16 protein-coding genes are annotated in these 16,080 nt (G+C 39.2%); 12 read left to right on the top strand and 4 right to left on the bottom strand.

What is annotated here, in order from left to right:
- Positions 1-26 precede the first annotated feature (26 nt).
- The 6 genes from ACY3ZI_RS14170 to ACY3ZI_RS14145 all read left to right on the top strand — a co-directional run bounded on the left by ACY3ZI_RS14170 (position 27) and on the right by ACY3ZI_RS14145 (position 9,115).
- Positions 27-371, top strand: coding sequence for a phage tail protein (locus tag ACY3ZI_RS14170; protein WP_036952417.1), 345 nt, complete (start codon positions 27-29; stop codon positions 369-371).
- Positions 368-1,111, top strand: coding sequence for a phage minor tail protein L (locus ACY3ZI_RS14165; protein WP_154609905.1), 744 nt, complete (start codon positions 368-370; stop codon positions 1,109-1,111). The genes ACY3ZI_RS14170 and ACY3ZI_RS14165 overlap by 4 nt, the downstream gene beginning before the upstream one ends.
- Complete coding sequence (locus ACY3ZI_RS14160; protein ID WP_487375390.1) at positions 1,108-1,824, top strand: C40 family peptidase; 717 nt, start codon at positions 1,108-1,110, stop codon at positions 1,822-1,824. Before ACY3ZI_RS14165 ends, ACY3ZI_RS14160 begins: the two co-directional genes overlap by 4 nt.
- Positions 1,815-2,420, top strand: a complete 606-nt coding sequence (locus ACY3ZI_RS14155) for a tail assembly protein (protein WP_487375389.1) — start codon at positions 1,815-1,817, stop codon at positions 2,418-2,420. Before ACY3ZI_RS14160 ends, ACY3ZI_RS14155 begins: the two co-directional genes overlap by 10 nt.
- Positions 2,421-2,475: 55 nt before the next feature.
- Positions 2,476-6,198 carry a TipJ family phage tail tip protein gene (locus ACY3ZI_RS14150; RefSeq protein ID WP_487375388.1) on the top strand — a complete coding sequence of 1,241 codons (3,723 nt, stop codon included), beginning with the start codon at positions 2,476-2,478 and terminating at the stop codon, positions 6,196-6,198.
- Between the two features lie 676 nt (positions 6,199-6,874).
- Positions 6,875-9,115, top strand: a complete 2,241-nt coding sequence (locus tag ACY3ZI_RS14145; protein WP_487375387.1) for a KAP family P-loop NTPase fold protein — start codon at positions 6,875-6,877, stop codon at positions 9,113-9,115.
- Between the two features lie 1,002 nt (positions 9,116-10,117).
- Here the strand turns inward: ACY3ZI_RS14145 and ACY3ZI_RS14140 are convergent.
- Positions 10,118-10,417 carry an HdeA/HdeB family chaperone gene (locus ACY3ZI_RS14140; RefSeq protein ID WP_006658701.1) on the bottom strand — a complete coding sequence of 100 codons (300 nt, stop codon included), beginning with the start codon at positions 10,415-10,417 and terminating at the stop codon, positions 10,118-10,120.
- 233 nt (positions 10,418-10,650) lie between these two features.
- On the opposite strand from ACY3ZI_RS14140, the gene ACY3ZI_RS14135 reads away from it, so the two are divergent.
- Entirely contained in the window at positions 10,651-10,890 is a 240-nt protein-coding gene (locus ACY3ZI_RS14135; protein WP_036952407.1) for a helix-turn-helix domain-containing protein, read from the top strand.
- A 66-nt stretch (positions 10,891-10,956) separates the two neighbouring features.
- Here the strand turns inward: ACY3ZI_RS14135 and ACY3ZI_RS14130 are convergent, their stop codons facing one another.
- The 3 genes from ACY3ZI_RS14130 to ACY3ZI_RS14120 all read right to left on the bottom strand — a co-directional run bounded on the left by ACY3ZI_RS14130 (position 10,957) and on the right by ACY3ZI_RS14120 (position 13,612).
- Positions 10,957-11,226: a hypothetical protein gene (locus tag ACY3ZI_RS14130; RefSeq protein WP_006661272.1), complete on the bottom strand. Its 270-nt coding sequence runs from the start codon at positions 11,224-11,226 to the stop codon at positions 10,957-10,959.
- 773 nt (positions 11,227-11,999) lie between these two features.
- The gene (locus ACY3ZI_RS14125) at positions 12,000-13,016 is read right to left on the bottom strand and encodes a site-specific integrase (protein WP_487375386.1); all 1,017 of its coding nucleotides are present in this window, start codon (positions 13,014-13,016) and stop codon (positions 12,000-12,002) included.
- Between the two features lie 5 nt (positions 13,017-13,021).
- Positions 13,022-13,612: a phage repressor protein CI gene (locus ACY3ZI_RS14120; protein WP_154602601.1), complete on the bottom strand. Its 591-nt coding sequence runs from the start codon at positions 13,610-13,612 to the stop codon at positions 13,022-13,024.
- Positions 13,613-13,746: 134 nt separating this feature from the next.
- On the opposite strand from ACY3ZI_RS14120, the gene ACY3ZI_RS14115 reads away from it, so the two are divergent.
- From ACY3ZI_RS14115 to ACY3ZI_RS14095, 5 genes are all read left to right on the top strand, one after another.
- A complete protein-coding gene (locus ACY3ZI_RS14115; RefSeq protein ID WP_048608900.1) occupies positions 13,747-13,938 on the top strand; it encodes a hypothetical protein in 192 nt (63 codons plus the stop codon).
- Between the two features lie 60 nt (positions 13,939-13,998).
- Complete coding sequence (locus ACY3ZI_RS14110; RefSeq protein ID WP_487375385.1) at positions 13,999-14,508, top strand: phage regulatory CII family protein; 510 nt, start codon at positions 13,999-14,001, stop codon at positions 14,506-14,508.
- Between the two features lie 146 nt (positions 14,509-14,654).
- Positions 14,655-15,005 carry a DUF5347 family protein gene (locus tag ACY3ZI_RS14105; RefSeq protein WP_487375384.1) on the top strand — a complete coding sequence of 117 codons (351 nt, stop codon included), beginning with the start codon at positions 14,655-14,657 and terminating at the stop codon, positions 15,003-15,005.
- Between the two features lie 71 nt (positions 15,006-15,076).
- The gene (locus ACY3ZI_RS14100) at positions 15,077-15,319 is read left to right on the top strand and encodes a DUF2732 family protein (protein WP_487375383.1); all 243 of its coding nucleotides are present in this window, start codon (positions 15,077-15,079) and stop codon (positions 15,317-15,319) included.
- Between the two features lie 2 nt (positions 15,320-15,321).
- On the top strand, positions 15,322-16,077 hold the full coding sequence (locus tag ACY3ZI_RS14095; protein ID WP_487375382.1) for a hypothetical protein: 756 nt from the start codon (positions 15,322-15,324) through the stop codon (positions 16,075-16,077).
- Positions 16,078-16,080: the final 3 nt, after the last annotated feature.

The raw sequence follows: 16,080 nt of genomic DNA, 5'->3' as shown, positions 1-16,080 counted from the left end.
GGTGGCTTTTTTATTTAGGGGTAATAATGATTGAAGAGTTTAAGTGGCGAACTCAAATCCAAGACTCGCCAACTGGCGAATTTAAGCATCGAATAAAAGAAGTGGCATTTGGTGATGGCTATAAGCAAGTTTCAGGCGATGGTCTCAATACTGAATCTCAATCATGGGGATTTACCTATACGGGGCATAAGTCAGAGGTAATGCCTATTTTTTCCTTTATTCGCTCACATACAGCAAAATCATTTCTATGGGTGCCACCTTTGGGAGATAAAGGACTATATCGAGTGAAAGCTGATTCCATTACATTAAAGCCAATTGGCGGTAGCTCTATCACTATAACTGCAACCTTTGAACAGGCGTTTAGTGCATGAATATAATATCTGACATTCAAAAATTAGAGCCGGGAAGTAGGGTTCAATTAATTGAAGTGGACGGCAGTGAGTTTGATGGACCAACTCTTCGATTCCATGCCTACAACTTGCCGCATACACCCGAAGAAATTGACGTTGCAGAGGGGGGGATCAAGCCAAAATCCATTTGGTGGCAAGGAAATGAATATGGCGCATGGGCTTATGAAATCGAGGGCATAGCTAAAAATAGTGATGGTAGTCCAGCCAGACCCTTATTAAGAGTGGCGAATGTCGATGGTTTGATATCCTCGTTGTGCTTGCAATTCGATGATATGGCACTGGCGAAAGTGACTATTTATGAAACCTTCGCGCACTATCTAGATGCTAAGAATTTTCCAGAGGGAAATCCTACCGCTAACCCTGAAGAATTTTTCAAACAGGTTTATTTCATCGATAGAAAAATGAGCGAAGTCGCGGGAGAAGCAGTTGAATTTGAGTTGTCGAGTCCGTTCGACTTGCAAGGGGTTATGATCCCCGGTCGCCAAATCCACAACCTCTGTTTCTGGTGTATGAAAGGCGATTATCGAAGCGGGCGAGGTTGCAATTATACGGGCAATAAATATTTCGATGAGCGTGGTGAACCGGTTGATGATCCGGCATTAGATAAGTGCGGTGGACTCATTAGCGATTGTAAAAAACGATTTGGCGAAAATGAACCTTTGGATTTTGGAGGATTCCCTGCCGCGGGGTTAGTACGATGATCACGAAGAAATTAACAGAGGTAATATTTCAGCATGTCAAAGCGGAATACCCTAAAGAAGCGTGTGGCGTGATTTGCCAAAAAAGTCGAGTCAAAAAATATTTTCCCTGCCGAAATCTTTCCGATAATCCAACTGATCATTTCGAACTTTCCCCAGAAGACTATGCCGCAGCCGAAGATTGGGGCAATCCAATAGCGATTGTTCATAGCCATTGCGGGGATGGAGTGACGTCTCAACCGAGCGAAATAGACAAATTGCAATGTGATGCTTCGGGACTACCGTGGGTGATAGCTTCCTATCCGGAAGGTGATATCCGCATAATCCAGCCTAGAATTGAGCGTGAGTTAGAAGGTCGTCCGTTTGTGCTTGGTCACGCAGATTGTTGGTCGCTCATTATGGATTATTACCGACAGATGCACGGGATTGAGCTGCATAATTACAGCGTTGAGAGACACTGGTGGGAAGAGGGTGAAAACTTGTATATGGATAACTGGCAGCAAGAAGGGTTTGTTGAGTTTTCTGGTGACATAAAAGACGGTGATATGGTCATTATGCAAGTGCAAGCAAATGTCCCTAATCATGCCGGTGTGATAGTGAATGGCATGCTTCTACATCATCTTTACGGACAGCTAAGTCGCATTGTTCCTTACAGCGACTATTGGCGCGATAGAACGGTCAAGATAGTACGACGTAAGGAGCTGGCATGGGTTTAAAAACAATACGGCTCTATGGTGTTTTGGGTACCCAATTTGGTCGAGAACATCGGCTTGCTATCGATTCTCCGCGTGAAGCGATTAAAGCGTTATCGGTACTCTATGATGGATTCGAGCAATTCCTTTCCAATGCGCATCTGAGAGGGCTGGAATTTGCTGTTTTCAAAGGTCAGCGCAATATTACTGAAGATGAATTGCATCTTGATACCAGTGAAGAAATTCGCATTGCTCCGGTAATTAAAGGGAGTAAGCGGGGTGGTTTCTTCCAAACTATTTTAGGGGTTGCACTAATTGGTGCTGCCGCATTTTTATCGGGAGGTCTCTCTGTCGCATTTACCGCTGCAGGGACATGGGGAGGGGCATTGGCGTTGAGTGGTGCTGCTATGGCGCTGGGTGGTGTTATACAAATGCTTTCACCTCAGCCTAGTGGTTTATCGATGCGACAAGATACAGACAATAAACCTTCTTATGCCTTTGGCGGTGCGGTGAACACGACAGCACAAGGTAATCCGGTACCGCTTTTATATGGATTAGACCGTCGAGAGGTTGGCGGTGCGATTATCTCAGCGGGTATTTATACCGAAGACCAAAAATAATGAGATTAGAAAGATATACGAGCGACTTAATAGTCGCTTTTTTTATGGGTGAAATATGGAAACAATTTACGGTGCTAAAGGTGGCGGCGGCGGTGGTCATACTCCTGTAGAAGCGAAAGATAATTTGCTTTCTGAATCGACCGCCAAAATTCTGTTAGCCATTTCTGAAGGGGAAATTGCGGGGGGCTTGGATGATACGCGTATTTTTTTAGATGAGACGCCAATTGGTAATGCGGATGGAACGAAAAATTTCGAAGGGGTAACATGGGAGTTTCGCCCCGGTAGCGAGCAACAAGAGTATATCAAAGGGATACCGTCGGTTGATAATGACATCGCCGTGGGGGTAGAGCTGCGAGACGATCAGCCGTATATCCGAATGATTAATAATACGCAGTTATCCGCTATTCGCCTTCGCTTTTCAGTGCCTCAGTTAATGCGTCAACACGATAATGGTGATACAACGGGGTATCGCATTGTCTATGCTATTGATTTATCTACTGACGGTGCTGGGTATCAAGAACTCGTTAAGTCAGCATTTGATGGTAAAACTACCAGTGAATATCAGCGCACCCATCGTATCGATTTACCCTCAGCCACCACAGGTTGGCAATTGCGCGTTAGGCGACTCACCAAAAATCAGAATACCGCTCGTATTGCGGATAAAGTCTCGATTGCTGCGGTCACTGAGGTGATTGACGCCAAGTTACGTTACCCCAATACGGCTCTTCTCTTTGTGACATTTAATGCCCGACAATTTAACAACCGTATCCCTAAAATTAGTGTTAGACCGAAACGGGGATTGTTAGTTAAAGTGCCGACAAATTATGACACTGTGAATCGAACGTACTCGGGTGTTTGGGATGGAACGTTTAAACTGGCAGCAACCAATAATCCTGCTTGGGTGTTTTATGATTTAGTTTTGAACAATCGCTATGGCTGTGGTGACAGAATCAAAGCCAATCAGATTGAAAAGTGGGATTTATACAAAATCGCGCAGTATTGTGATGAATTGGTACCTGATGGTCGAGGCGGTGGGGGGAAAGAGCCTCGTTTTCTGTGTGATGTGTATATTCAATCGCAAGAGTCAGCTTATACCGTCTTGCGTGATATTGCGGCGATTTTCCGTGGTATGACGTTCTGGGCGGACAATAAAGTCAATGTGGTTGCCGATATGCCAACCAGTATTTTTCGCACATTTACTAATGCCAATATCGTTGGGGGAAAACCGTCTTACTCGGGGGGCAGTATCCAAAATCGCCACACCCAAGCCTTGGTTTCATTTACCGATACGGATAACCACAGTAAAGATGATATCGAGGCGGTTGCGGATTTAAAACTTCAACATCGTTATGGCGTGCGTAAAGTAGAACTCTCTGCAATTGGGTGTACCCGTCGAAGTGAAGCGAACCGACGTGGTCGCTGGGCATTACTAACTAATGCAAATGACCGTATGATCACATTTGCTACGGGGTTAGAAGGGGCTATTCCCTCACCGGGTCATATTATTGCTGTTGCTGACTCAAACTTGGCAGGACGTGAGTCTGGTGGGCGTGTTTCCGCTGTTAATGGACGAAATATCACGCTTGATAGAGAAACGTCGCTGAAAGTAGGAGATCGTTTAATCATCAACCTGCCTGATGGCAAATCAGAAGGGCGCACAGTGACATTGGTGAATAAAAAGGTGGTAACGGTATCAGTTGAATATTCCCAATTACCGCAAAAAGAGGCTGTGTGGGTCATTGATTCGGATGACTTAGCGGTTCAGTTATACCGAGTGATTAATATCACCGACAATGGTGATAATACGTACTCCATCAGTGGGGCAATACATCATCCAGATAATTATGCGCACATTGATTCAGGTGCTCGCATTGACGAACGCCCCGTAACTGTTATTCCGCCTCGCGTTCAGCCTGCACCGAAAAAGGTCGAAATTACGTCTTACTCAAGAGTTGACCAAGGTATGGCGTTGACTACGCTCAGTGTCAGTTGGGACGCGGCTGAAAGTGCGATTGCTTATGAGGCGCAATGGCGTCGTGATAACGGGAACTGGGTCAATACACCAAGAACATCATCACTGGGGTTTGATATTGAGGGCGTTTATTCTGGTCGATATCAAGTGCGAGTCCGAGCGGTTAATGCGTCTGAAATCTCCAGTATTTGGGCGAATGCCCCTGAAACTAGCCTGACAGGAAAAGTGGGTAATCCACCGAAGCCCGTGAATTTCAAAGCCTCCTCGCTTGTGTTCGGTATTAAGCTGAATTGGGGGTTTGATGAAAATACCAGTGACACTCTAAAAACTGAAATTCAGTACAGTAAAACCCCTAATGATGAAAATTTGATGTTGTTATCTGATGTCCCTTATCCATCCAAAAACTATGAGATGGTTGGTCTAGCCGCTGGCGTTGTATTTTACTTCAGGGCAAGACTCGTTGATAAATCGGGTAATGAATCTGAGTGGACTCAGTGGGTGCGGGGAGAGTCCGAGTTTGATGTGAATACAATCTTGCCAGATTTGAACGAGCATTTCATGTCGACAGAAGCTGGGAAACAGCTCTCTCAAGAACTTGATTGGTTAAATGAGTCAATATTAGTCAATAGTGCGGCAATTAAAGAAGTGAAGAAAGAGGTTACGGTAAACCATGAGCAGTCACAATCTCAACATAAAACGTTAGAGCGAGCGTTTGCTGACGAACGAAAATCATGGGCAGAAAAATACGCGCAAGTGACCGCATCAATTAATGGGGTAAACGCAGGCGTTGTTCGGCTTGATAAAGCGGTGACGAATTTAGACAGGTCTTTCAGTGAATCACAGAAGCAAGTTCAGGCGAAATTGGATAATCAAGGTGCGCTGATTAACTCCAAGATGCAGTCGGAATTTAAACAAAATACCGGGTACGCGATGCACAATACAAACATCACAATCATGGTGGATGGGAAAAAATATAGTGCCGCGAGTATGGTTATTAGTGCTGAAGTGAAGGCGGGGAAAATTGAATCGTTCATTGGGTTTAATGCAAATAATTTTGCTTTTTTTAATCCAACACGAGGAAAGATGGAACCCTTGATGTTCATGAAAAATGGGCAGATTTACATGCGCGAGTCATTCATCGCGGATGCATCGATTAGTAACGCTAAGATAGGAAATGTTATTCAGTCGAATAACTTCGTTTCGGGTAAATCAGGATGGCAAATTAATAAAAATGGTAATGCTGAATTTAATGCGGTGACATTCCGAGGACGAATTGATGGGGCTGATGGTCACTTCAGAGGAACTGTGGATGCGAAAAAAGTTTTGGGAGATGTGTATTTTGCAACAAATAAAAAGATATTAGGAACGCCATTGAACAAAACCTTTCCGAAAGGAGCACTTGAAACAGGTTGGGTTAAAGCAATTGAAATCAGTTCTGATAACTTTGAGCGTGTATTTGATGCCGGTTTGTCTTGTACTTTTGAAACATCTAGAGCATCTCCCGGGGTTAATTATTCAACATATGCATTTTTAGTGGGGGTTGATGATGGTAAAGGTGGAATAAAGACACTTTCAAGCAGTCAGGCTAAAGAAGATATCAATAAAGGATTGAAGATAACATTAACAGTGAATGATATCCCTATTCCAGCATTAGGGCGTGGGAAAAGTATCTTTGTATATATGCGTGCACATACGGTTACTGTATCAAGTAATACGAATAGATATGTAAAATTTACTTTCTCGAATACAAAAAGAGCTGAAATATATAAAGAAGGCTCAACACTAATTAAGCCTATAAATCAGTAGCAATAATGGTTAAATCTGTTTGTCTGAATAGCTATTGATTTAGTATGTTACTGATAATTTAAATGCCACCTTTGGGGGGGGTAATAGTAATAACTATGCTTATCATATGGATGGAGTCAATGCAGGTAAACTGAGGGAATTTAAAAACTAGACGAAACTTGGAGCTTTGTTGTATGGGGATTGTTTATGAAATTGATGTTAAAGCTGAAAATTAAAATACATTCTTACATTAGTGAGAGTAGGGAGGAGCAAACATAGGTAAGCTTGTGGTCACTGAATTGACGTTCGTGTGAATATGCCTAGTGATTTTATCTGAAATAGAGTAATAAGTGAAAGAGGAGAGAAACACTGAAACATAAATATATTTCTTAGGTTTTATGAGTCACGATTGATATAACAGGTGGCTTTGTACCTCAAATGGGTAGTTAATATTTAATAGCTCCTATTCAAGGAGGTTTTAGCGAAAAATTTAATACAACTTATCAATATGTTTGAGCAGAGCTAGCAATTAAATCAATTAACTTTTTAAAATCACACAACACCCGGTCACCGTACTTGTTAGTCAGAATTATACGGCATATTATCCTGACGATACTTCACATTTACAAACCATGCATAAAGGTTATCTATTACAAATCTGGTTCGCAATATTCTGTGTTAGAGGAGATAGTTAGCAGTGACCAACCAAACCATAAAACGTTCTGGACTGGAAAATATGATTCTTGATAAATCAGTGACAAATCCGAACCAGGATCGATACGGATTTGTTCATATAGCTAGGCAACTCGCAGATGCTATTCATGCAATTGGACGCGAAGGAAGTGCTGTCATTGGTATTGAAGGTGCGTGGGGGGCAGGAAAAACGAGCCTCTTGAATTTGTTGCGCTCAGAGCTCGATAAAGAGAAAAACGAACGTACTTATGTTCTTAATATTTCTCCTTGGCTTGATGGTGATTGGGTTAGCTCCGTGGAAACTTTATTATTCCCAGTGGCAAGAATTATTGTGGATGAGGAAGAAAAATCATTATCGGCCAAAGAACGTAAGAAACTTCATAAGAAGAATAAACTGACTGAATCTGGAAAATCAATTCTGCGTTACGCACAAACCACTGCACGACATCTTGTACCTGTGGCGGAATTTGCCAGTTTATTTCCTGGCGTACCCGATACAGGTAAGGCTTTAAAGTCCTTCTCAGAGGTAAACTCTAGGGAAATATCGAAGACTACCGCAGAATTACGCACTGAAATAGCAGAGAAAATTTCGGAGCTTGATCTCAGTTTTATTGTGTTACTTGATGATCTAGATCGTCTTGAGCCAGCACAAGCTGTTGAGATTATTCGACTAGTTAAATCAGTCGCCGATTTTCCTCGATTTCGATATATTTTATGTTACGACAAAGCTGTTCTCGCTCAGGCAATTAGTATCGGATTGAAAGTTGAAGATGGAAATACCTATCTACAGAAAATAATACAAATACGATTTAGTCTTCCTATTCCTGAGTCGTTTGATCTGAGAAGACAATTTTTCGAAGGTGTGGTTGATCTTTATGAGTCGGTAAACGGTTACCCTCCTGACAATGAATTATTGACAGATCTAAATACAATTACTGATACTTTTGGGGCAGCAATAAGGACCCCTCGTGAAGTACAGATGTCCTTGAATGCGATTGCTTTTCGCTATCCGGGCGTTAGAGATTATGTTTATTTACCTGATCTGTGCTTTCTTCAACTAATCCAAGTGACTAACAGTACTTTGTATGAATGGGTGGAAAAGTATTTGACTGAGTATGCAGTAATTGCATCAGGCGATGGCATTATCACTGAGGAAGAACAGCAACAATTAAAAGAGGGGTTGACCACTGCGATATCTATATTGAACTATTCATCAGAAACCGTAATACACAGACTTAAAGAACTTATTCCTGGGGTTGAAGGCTATGACTTTGGTTCTTTGCTCCTTTTTAGGCTGCACGGTGAAGAAGAAAAAGCTGAAATGATCGCACAAAGAAGGCTCAGTAGTAGCGCATACTGGCGTTACTATTTTGCCTTTTCTGCTCCACAAAATGTCCTGCCCCCAGAATTTGTTTCCAAGTTGTTCAGCTTAGCTAGAACACCCGGTAAAGAAACCGATCTTGCTAACGAGCTGCTTAGCAAGATCAATAGTAAAGGGATTATATCACGAACATGGTATGAGCATATCCTTAGCCAACTAAATGCTCATATAATTAAAGAAAGAGATTTTGAGGAATGTGCGGGCTTACTAAAATTTTTTTTCAATTACACTGATGGCGTTATTGCTTTCTATTATGAACGAAATCAGTGGTTCTCTTGGCAAAGACTAGGTACAGAAGAGGCTGTAAATAATCTGCTCCGTAGATTACTAGAACTGGATAGATCAAACGGAATTCGCCTACTAAAACAAATGGTCACACAAGGAAATGCATGGAAATGGATTGCTTTATATCTACGAATATTGTTGTGGCAGAATGGCATAGCTGGAAATAAGCCCTTAGCCATGCAGAAGAGAATATTGCAAAATACGGAGGTGATTTCACTGTGTAAGCTTATGTCACGTCGCTTAAGAACACGATGTATTCAAAATGAATTGTTTCAGTTCGATAGTTTGTTAAGCTATATGTATGCTTGGCGTGAAATAGATTCTCCTAAAATTGTTTGTCGGTGTTTACGGCGGATCTGCCAAGAAGATGATGGTTTTCTTAATCTACTACTACGTCTACGGACAGTGATAGTTAGCAGTACCAGAGGGTATTATCGAGAATTGAGAATAGATGACATATCACGTCTTATAGGGCTCAAAGAAAATGATATCAAGTCAAGGCTACACAGCCTTAAGCAGCAACATGATAGAGACTGGATAGTAGATGAACTGTACGATTCATTAGAAAATGAGCTCTGATCTATCCATTGGAATATTAAAAGTGCTTGGTTATGATGTTGTTATATTGGAAGTAAGAAGATTTAGGGGATTCCCTAAAGTTTATGGCTCTGCCAACCTTTTTCTTATATCAGCCTGTTAGGTTTTTTATATTTTAAATAGTTATACTAATTTTGGAAATAGATAATTTTTATTATAAATGCAAAACTATGAATAGGTATGATTAGAGAGAGGCGTTTTTCTAGTATAGGGAAATATGAAGGATTCTTTATTGTAGAATAAAAAAGCCCACAGTAGTGAGCTTTTTTATTTTTCTATTGCGCGTGCATTTCGAAGTCCATTCTGGGTAATGTTCCGGTCTGCTCGGTTTACTAATTTATTGTTTTTAATCTGTTATTACATCACGACAGTTAAAATTTGGTAGAGCTGGTGGGATCTGTGTCCTGAGTGTTCCTTTCTACTCGTGTTGACGTTATCTTCAATGACATTAAATACTCGCCTCAAACTACGATAATTGTGGTAGAAAGAACTCGAAGGCTAATTTTTCTCTGTATGTCACACTCAGAGTTGAAGTTAAAGATGTGAAGGTGACAATTAGATATATCACGTACCATAAAAATGGTTGCAAGACTACAATTCATCCCGCGATGATTATCGCTTGTAAACATAATTCTTCTTCATTTATTTCCATATAGCTTATTAATGAGCAGTGACATTCCTATTTGAACCACAGGATTTGGAGGAAGGCTATTTGTATCTTTGCGTGCATATGCAGTCGTTGTATCGAGTACTACAAATATAAAGCGAACTGAAATATTCAACGAAGAGGCGGGCGTGCATTAAAGCAATAAATAGATCAATCTCAGTTAATATTGAGTGATTCTATTTAACTCATTGAAGCCGTGAAGTTTATAAAACGGTCACTGTATTGGTATCAAGGATGGGGGGAGAGCAAATAGAATTGCTGTGAGTAATCTAAATAGCCGCAGAGATTAAACTGCGGCTATTACCAGTTAAAAAATTTTATTTTTTGCTAGCAAGGTAATCTTTTAAAGTTCCTTCAGGTTTTTTCTTGCAAAACTCAAGGATTAAAGGAGCTTCCGCAACGCTCTGTTCAGATAATGCCACCCAGTCTCCACTTTTAAACTGAGTATCTTGTGATGTTACCCATAAGGCAACTGGAGCCCAGCTTTTAGGGTTTAAGTCCACATACTCTTTACATGTCATATTTTCGGGAGTTGAGGTCATTTTGTCTGCGGCTAATGCATTAAAGGACAGAGCACTTGATGCAATCATACAAGCAGAAATTAGAAACTTATTCATAAATATTCCTCTTCATTTTTTAGTGGTAATGCCTATTGAAATAAGTCTATTACCTATAAATAATAAGAAACATTAGCAAAGTCAATATTATTAGAAGATTAATTTAAATTTATCAAGTCAAAATTATCTTTCGTTGATTATCTATAAATGAGATAAGAATGTGGATAGTTAGTAATCCATAAATTGGAGAGCCCGATAGATTGTGTCTAATTATAGGAATGGAGTATCGAAGCATGAATTCTGATGGCTTAGTAACAACATTGATTGGAAATAAGATTAAAGGTCTGAGACGTGACGCTGGATATACAGCTGTTGAATTTGCTCAACTGATAGGGTGTAAAAGCGCACAGCAGTTATATCGTTATGAACGAGGAATAAATAAAATAGATATAGATACTTTGGTTTCAGCTCTTAAGATTTTACGTGTTGATATTAAAGAATTTTTTAATGAGGTGATGTGGGAAGTTCAGTAGCGTTAACTATTAAGTGAATTAGTTAGGCATTCCTCATTATTAAGAGTAGTTTTGGAGTGCCTACTATTAGGTAGGCATACTTTTTATCACTGTCAGTTTGTTTGCTGATAGATGTAAATGTTTTTCAATAAGTTTGATAGCAAACGCTTTGTTTTGTTTTGATGAATCACAGTAAACGGATAGCTCAACGAATTTGTCCATAAATTCATCTATAGAAATCAATCCAGCAATGTTTGTTCTATAGAATACATAAATTATTGATTGCTCAGTATGTGATGGTTCCCGATGCTCATTGATACAATTTAAAGCTAATAGAAATAATTGAGTGATATTCATGAAGTCTCCAATATTTTGAAGTGAAATTTTAAGTGAAATGACTTTTATAGAATATCAAATTTAGTCAGTGATTTTTTAGGATTACATCGTGAAATTAACGACCACAACTAATATTACAATTTTTTATGTTAAGAATTTGAATATATAAGTACCAGTTTGCTTTATTCAGTACTTAAATGAATAGGCTTGAGAGTGTAAGCAAAATGTTCTTTTAGAAGGAGTAGCTAGAAATGGAACAGTTTTGTCATATATGAAATCAAGTGTATAAGATAATGTATAAGAATTGTGTTTAAATAATGACCTTATTTAAGGTAACTTGGTGTTTTTAAATCATTAAATTTATTTCATCGATATTGCATTGTTGAATGTAATTCAATACAAGCCTTTCTCATTAGATTTATCTCTTAGTACAATAGAGAATAAAAAAGCCCACCGAAGTGAGCTTTTCTATTTTTCTAGTGCGCGTGCATTTCACGTGCATTTCGAAGTCCATTCTGGGTAATGTTACTGTCTGCTCAACTTTACTAACTTACTGTTTTTAAAGTTGTTGTCACATCACTGACAGTTAAAATTTGGTGGGCTGGCGGGAGTTGAACCCGCGTCCGAAATTTCTACATTCTCTCTAGGGGGTATATAAAACAATAGGTTATATTAACAATCAAATAGTTAGATGTCAGTAGTTGACAATGATTAACAGCTATTAACAACCTATGTGGACACTTTGTGGATCATGTTAATGTTAGAACAACGAAAGTGAAAGGTTAAATTACTAATTATTCATCAAGGGCAATTAAAGGATTTTTCGTTATGGCATCCTCTAAATGACTAGGAGCAAAATGTGCATAAATCATTGTCATTTTGATATCAGAGTGACCAAGAATATCCCTCAAAACTAAAATATTCCCTCCGTTCATCATAAAGTGGCTTGCAAACGTATGTCTTAGAACATGAGTGCATTGACCATCAGGTAATTCAATTCCAATTTTATTGACCGTTCTTTCGAATGTTTTACGGCAAGGGGTAAATAGTTTTCCACGCTTTTTAGGAATTTCGTTATACAGTTCTTTTGAAATAGGAACAGTTCTTACTTTTTTACTTTTTGTGTTTTTATAAGTAATGCGATAGGGAGTAACTTGGTTACTTTCTAAATTCTCGGCTTCACTCCAACGGGCTCCTGTAGAAAGGCAAATCTTAGCTATCATTAAAACACTATCACTTTTAGATTCAGCTAAGGCATTGAGCAAGAGCTTGATTTCATCTTTATATAAAAAAGTAACCATACTTTCATCAACCTTGAAAGTAGGCAGGCCTGCAAGTGGATTAGGCAAAGACCAATGCCCAAGTTTTTTTAGTGTTCCAAATACAGCAGATAGATTACGTTGCTCATGATTTACAGTAACAGGCTTTATTTCCATGCAACGCCCGTTAACATCAGGTATTTCACCTTTCAAACGACCTTCACGGTATATGCTAAAATCAGATGCTGTTAGTTGTGATGCAATTGGATCACCAAGCCCAGCACAGATAGCCTTTAATTTTGACATCATACGGTCAACATCTGTTAAGGTTCTGCCGTATAAGTCATGCCATTGGTTAATTAAATCTGATAGTCGCCTGTTATCCTGTTTTTCGCCTAGCCATGGTTTATCCTCCTTTTCTCCAAGGATAAATTTTTCATAGGAAAGGGCTTCACCTTTAGTCACAAATTTTTTTCTGATGCGTTTTCCATTAACGCCATTAGGCCTAATGTCACAAAGCCATTCACCAGATTCTATTTTTCTTACTGTCATTTTATTTATTGGTTTTCAACAATAGTAACAACACGACCTAACACAGTGAGGTCTTCTAAATCACAATCAAAGGGAATGCCAACACCTGAGACACGGACTTTTTTGATAGGGATTCGTGTTAAATCTCTAATGCTTATTTTTCCTTCGATATCAACTAGCCATTTACCGTCAAATATGTCGCTAAATTTTTTATCGATAATGTAATAAGTGTTGTTTTCTAAAACACTTATAGGTTCGTTGGGTAGTGGTGATGTGCTTTTGAACATGACTTTATCAAACATTACATTGCTTGCTTGAGTGAGTTCACCATTCACTAGCTTGAAATTATTGAGTTTTAAGATATCAACTTTAGAATTATCAAAAGGTTTACCAGTTCCAAATGTTAGCCATTCTAAGTTTGCTCCAGTTTCATGTATACAGCGAACTACCATATCAGCTGGGAATACTGCTCGCTTGTATCGACCGGATATACCGCTGGGGCCCATATTGAAATGTTCCGCCATCATTAGCTTAGAACTAAATCCGTAAGCCTCCATGATTCTATCAAGAACTCCTGCACTATCAGGGCATGAAATAAAATCAAACTTTTCACTCATTGAACTCACCATTTCTCTTTTCAAGAAAAAATTCATCTTTCGCAGTTGACATTTCGCGAATCGTGAAATATATTTCTCATATCAGCAATTGACAGTAGTTAACAGTAATTAACAGTTATAGGAGATTTTGCCTCATGAATAAGATTCAGGCAATAAATTCACAAGCTGAGAACCGCTGGGTTCCGTTAAAGTCGTTTTGTGAACGCACAAACATGAAAATTCGCACTGCGAGATTTTATGTGAGTACTGGAAAACTAAAAATTAAGCCAAAAGATAAAAAGAATGACCGCGTTTTTATTGATTGGCATGCTTGGAATAGTAAGTAATGATTTCACAGATGGTGAAATTCAGTGTTTGTATTGTGAAATATAGAATGAGTAAAGGCTATGTTTGATTATCAAGCTTCCAAACAATCACACTTTGATAATGCGTGTCGTGCTTTTGCAAATATGCACAAAGGTGATCTTGTTCAGATAGCAGAAGCAATCGGCATGAATGCGCAAATGTTGCGTAACAAGTTAAACCCAGAGCAGCCGCACCAATTCACATGGGCGGACTTAATTAAAGTTACTGATGCGACAGAGGACGCGACTTTAATTGATGGTTTATTAGAGCAGCTTCAATGCCAACCGTCAGTACCGTTGAATAATGCGACTGAGGGGAATTTTCCTTCTTATGTATTAAATGCAACAGCTGAGGTTGGGAAGTTAGCAAGTCAAGCGGTTTTAGGTGGTCATATTAATAGTGCTCGTTCAGCTGAAATTAAACAGAGCGTAAATAATGCGATCCGTTGCTTAGCGCTTGTTGGTGTGACAATTTCAGCCCGTTTACATTCATCCCCTGCGTTTGTATCCGCAATTGATGCAGTCGCAAATTTAAGCCAATCAATGGTGTGATTATGACTCAAGCACATAAGCAGCAGTACAAATATAAATTAACTGGCGATTCATTCAGTAATAAACAGGACGGCTCTTTAAAATATATTGTTCCTGTTATTTTGTTCGCTATTGTCTATTTAATTTCTAAAATATAGGTGATTAAAATGCAACACAATCCATCATTTATAGAAAATCGCATTAATGAAATCCCATTAGATATGCGCATTAGTGGGTTAAATAAAACCGCTGAATTAAAGTCAAAGGTTTTTGGTTTAAGTAATGAAGCATTGAAATTCTTCATGTTAGAAATGCGTGACCGCTTTAGCCAACACCATGAAGAAAATAAAAAATTCTTAGGTGTTATTCTCTATATGGCAGGTATTGAAAAAGAACGCCACGACTGCAAGTTTGAAGATTTAACTACAACAGAGATATTTAATATCGTCAAAGCCATTAATCATATTAAGGCTGTCACTTCTTTATTACCAAAGAATTTAGCATTACCACTTAATTAACTAATACCCAATTACATAAATGACGTTAGCGCGTCAGGGATTCTTACACTCTAAATTTAGGAATTAAATAAATGAATATACCAGAACCAGTATTTACCCCTGTATTAGATGCCACTTCAAATGATGCGATTTTAATTGATGGTCACATCAATTGGAACCGTAACGATGAACGACAAGTTTGCAATGACCGCTACGCATCACGCCTGCGTAAGTTACAAATGTATGTGCTTCAAGAAAAACCAGATTATGCAGCTATTAGTCAGTTAATCGAAAGTGAAATCAATCACATTGAAAATCAGCATATAGGTAATTAGCCATGATCCATTATCACGGTGGCCCTATTACTCCTGATACTTGCGCTATAAGGGCTTGGAAAGGGCGTCATGCATTTATTAGTTTCGCGCACACGGGGCAGCTCAATTTAGCATCTGAAATTTGTCAGTCTTTCGCTGTAGATAATGGAGCGTTTACAGCATGGAAAGCAGCTGGAAAAAACAAAATTGATTGGTCTGATTACTATGATTTTGTGAACAAATGGAAAAACCATCCTCGCTTTGATTTTGCCATTATTCCAGATGTGATTGACGGTGGCGAAGATGAAAATGACGCATTGTTAACAGAGTGGCCGCATGGTGATTTTTACGGCGTGCCTGTATGGCACATGAATGAATCAGACGAGCGATTTATTCGTCTATGCAATGAATACCCGCGAGTTGCTATTGGAAGTTGCGGCGAGTATGACGTTAAACGCCCACGAATAGCTGTCGCACGAATAAAAGATTTAATTCGTCACATAGTCGATGCAAACGGATTACCAGTCACTAAGTTACATGGTCTCAGAATGCTGAATCCACAGATATTTACTCAGTTGCCATTGTCATCAGCGGATAGCACAAATGTCGCAAGGAACATAGGTATTGATAAAGCTTGGATAGGGGCTTATTTGCCAGCATCAAAAGAAACAAGGGCATCCCTTTTAGTAGAAAGGATTGAATCACATAACAGTGCTAGCTCTCTTAATTACTGTGAAGAAAAAGATAGATTCGATTATCAACTTCAATTAGCGGTTTGAGTA

Source organism: Providencia sp. LY12 (genome assembly GCF_057621555.1).
This window is presented reverse-complemented; position numbering and strand designations above follow the sequence as displayed.

Excerpts from the sequence above, each read along its gene's own strand:
- ACY3ZI_RS14170 (WP_036952417.1), top strand. The coding sequence starts at position 27 with ATGATTGAAGAGTTTAAGTGGCGAACTCAAATCCAAGACTCGCCAACT.
- ACY3ZI_RS14165 (WP_154609905.1), top strand. The coding sequence starts at position 368 with ATGAATATAATATCTGACATTCAAAAATTAGAGCCGGGAAGTAGGGTT.
- ACY3ZI_RS14160 (WP_487375390.1), top strand. The coding sequence starts at position 1,108 with ATGATCACGAAGAAATTAACAGAGGTAATATTTCAGCATGTCAAAGCG.
- ACY3ZI_RS14155 (WP_487375389.1), top strand. The coding sequence starts at position 1,815 with ATGGGTTTAAAAACAATACGGCTCTATGGTGTTTTGGGTACCCAATTT.
- ACY3ZI_RS14150 (WP_487375388.1), top strand. The coding sequence starts at position 2,476 with ATGGAAACAATTTACGGTGCTAAAGGTGGCGGCGGCGGTGGTCATACT.
- ACY3ZI_RS14140 (WP_006658701.1), bottom strand. The coding sequence starts at position 10,417 with ATGAATAAGTTTCTAATTTCTGCTTGTATGATTGCATCAAGTGCTCTG.
- ACY3ZI_RS14135 (WP_036952407.1), top strand. The coding sequence starts at position 10,651 with ATGAATTCTGATGGCTTAGTAACAACATTGATTGGAAATAAGATTAAA.
- ACY3ZI_RS14130 (WP_006661272.1), bottom strand. The coding sequence starts at position 11,226 with ATGAATATCACTCAATTATTTCTATTAGCTTTAAATTGTATCAATGAG.
- ACY3ZI_RS14125 (WP_487375386.1), bottom strand. The coding sequence starts at position 13,016 with ATGACAGTAAGAAAAATAGAATCTGGTGAATGGCTTTGTGACATTAGG.
- ACY3ZI_RS14120 (WP_154602601.1), bottom strand. The coding sequence starts at position 13,612 with ATGAGTGAAAAGTTTGATTTTATTTCATGCCCTGATAGTGCAGGAGTT.
- ACY3ZI_RS14115 (WP_048608900.1), top strand. The coding sequence starts at position 13,747 with ATGAATAAGATTCAGGCAATAAATTCACAAGCTGAGAACCGCTGGGTT.
- ACY3ZI_RS14110 (WP_487375385.1), top strand. The coding sequence starts at position 13,999 with ATGTTTGATTATCAAGCTTCCAAACAATCACACTTTGATAATGCGTGT.
- ACY3ZI_RS14105 (WP_487375384.1), top strand. The coding sequence starts at position 14,655 with ATGCAACACAATCCATCATTTATAGAAAATCGCATTAATGAAATCCCA.
- ACY3ZI_RS14100 (WP_487375383.1), top strand. The coding sequence starts at position 15,077 with ATGAATATACCAGAACCAGTATTTACCCCTGTATTAGATGCCACTTCA.
- ACY3ZI_RS14095 (WP_487375382.1), top strand. The coding sequence starts at position 15,322 with ATGATCCATTATCACGGTGGCCCTATTACTCCTGATACTTGCGCTATA.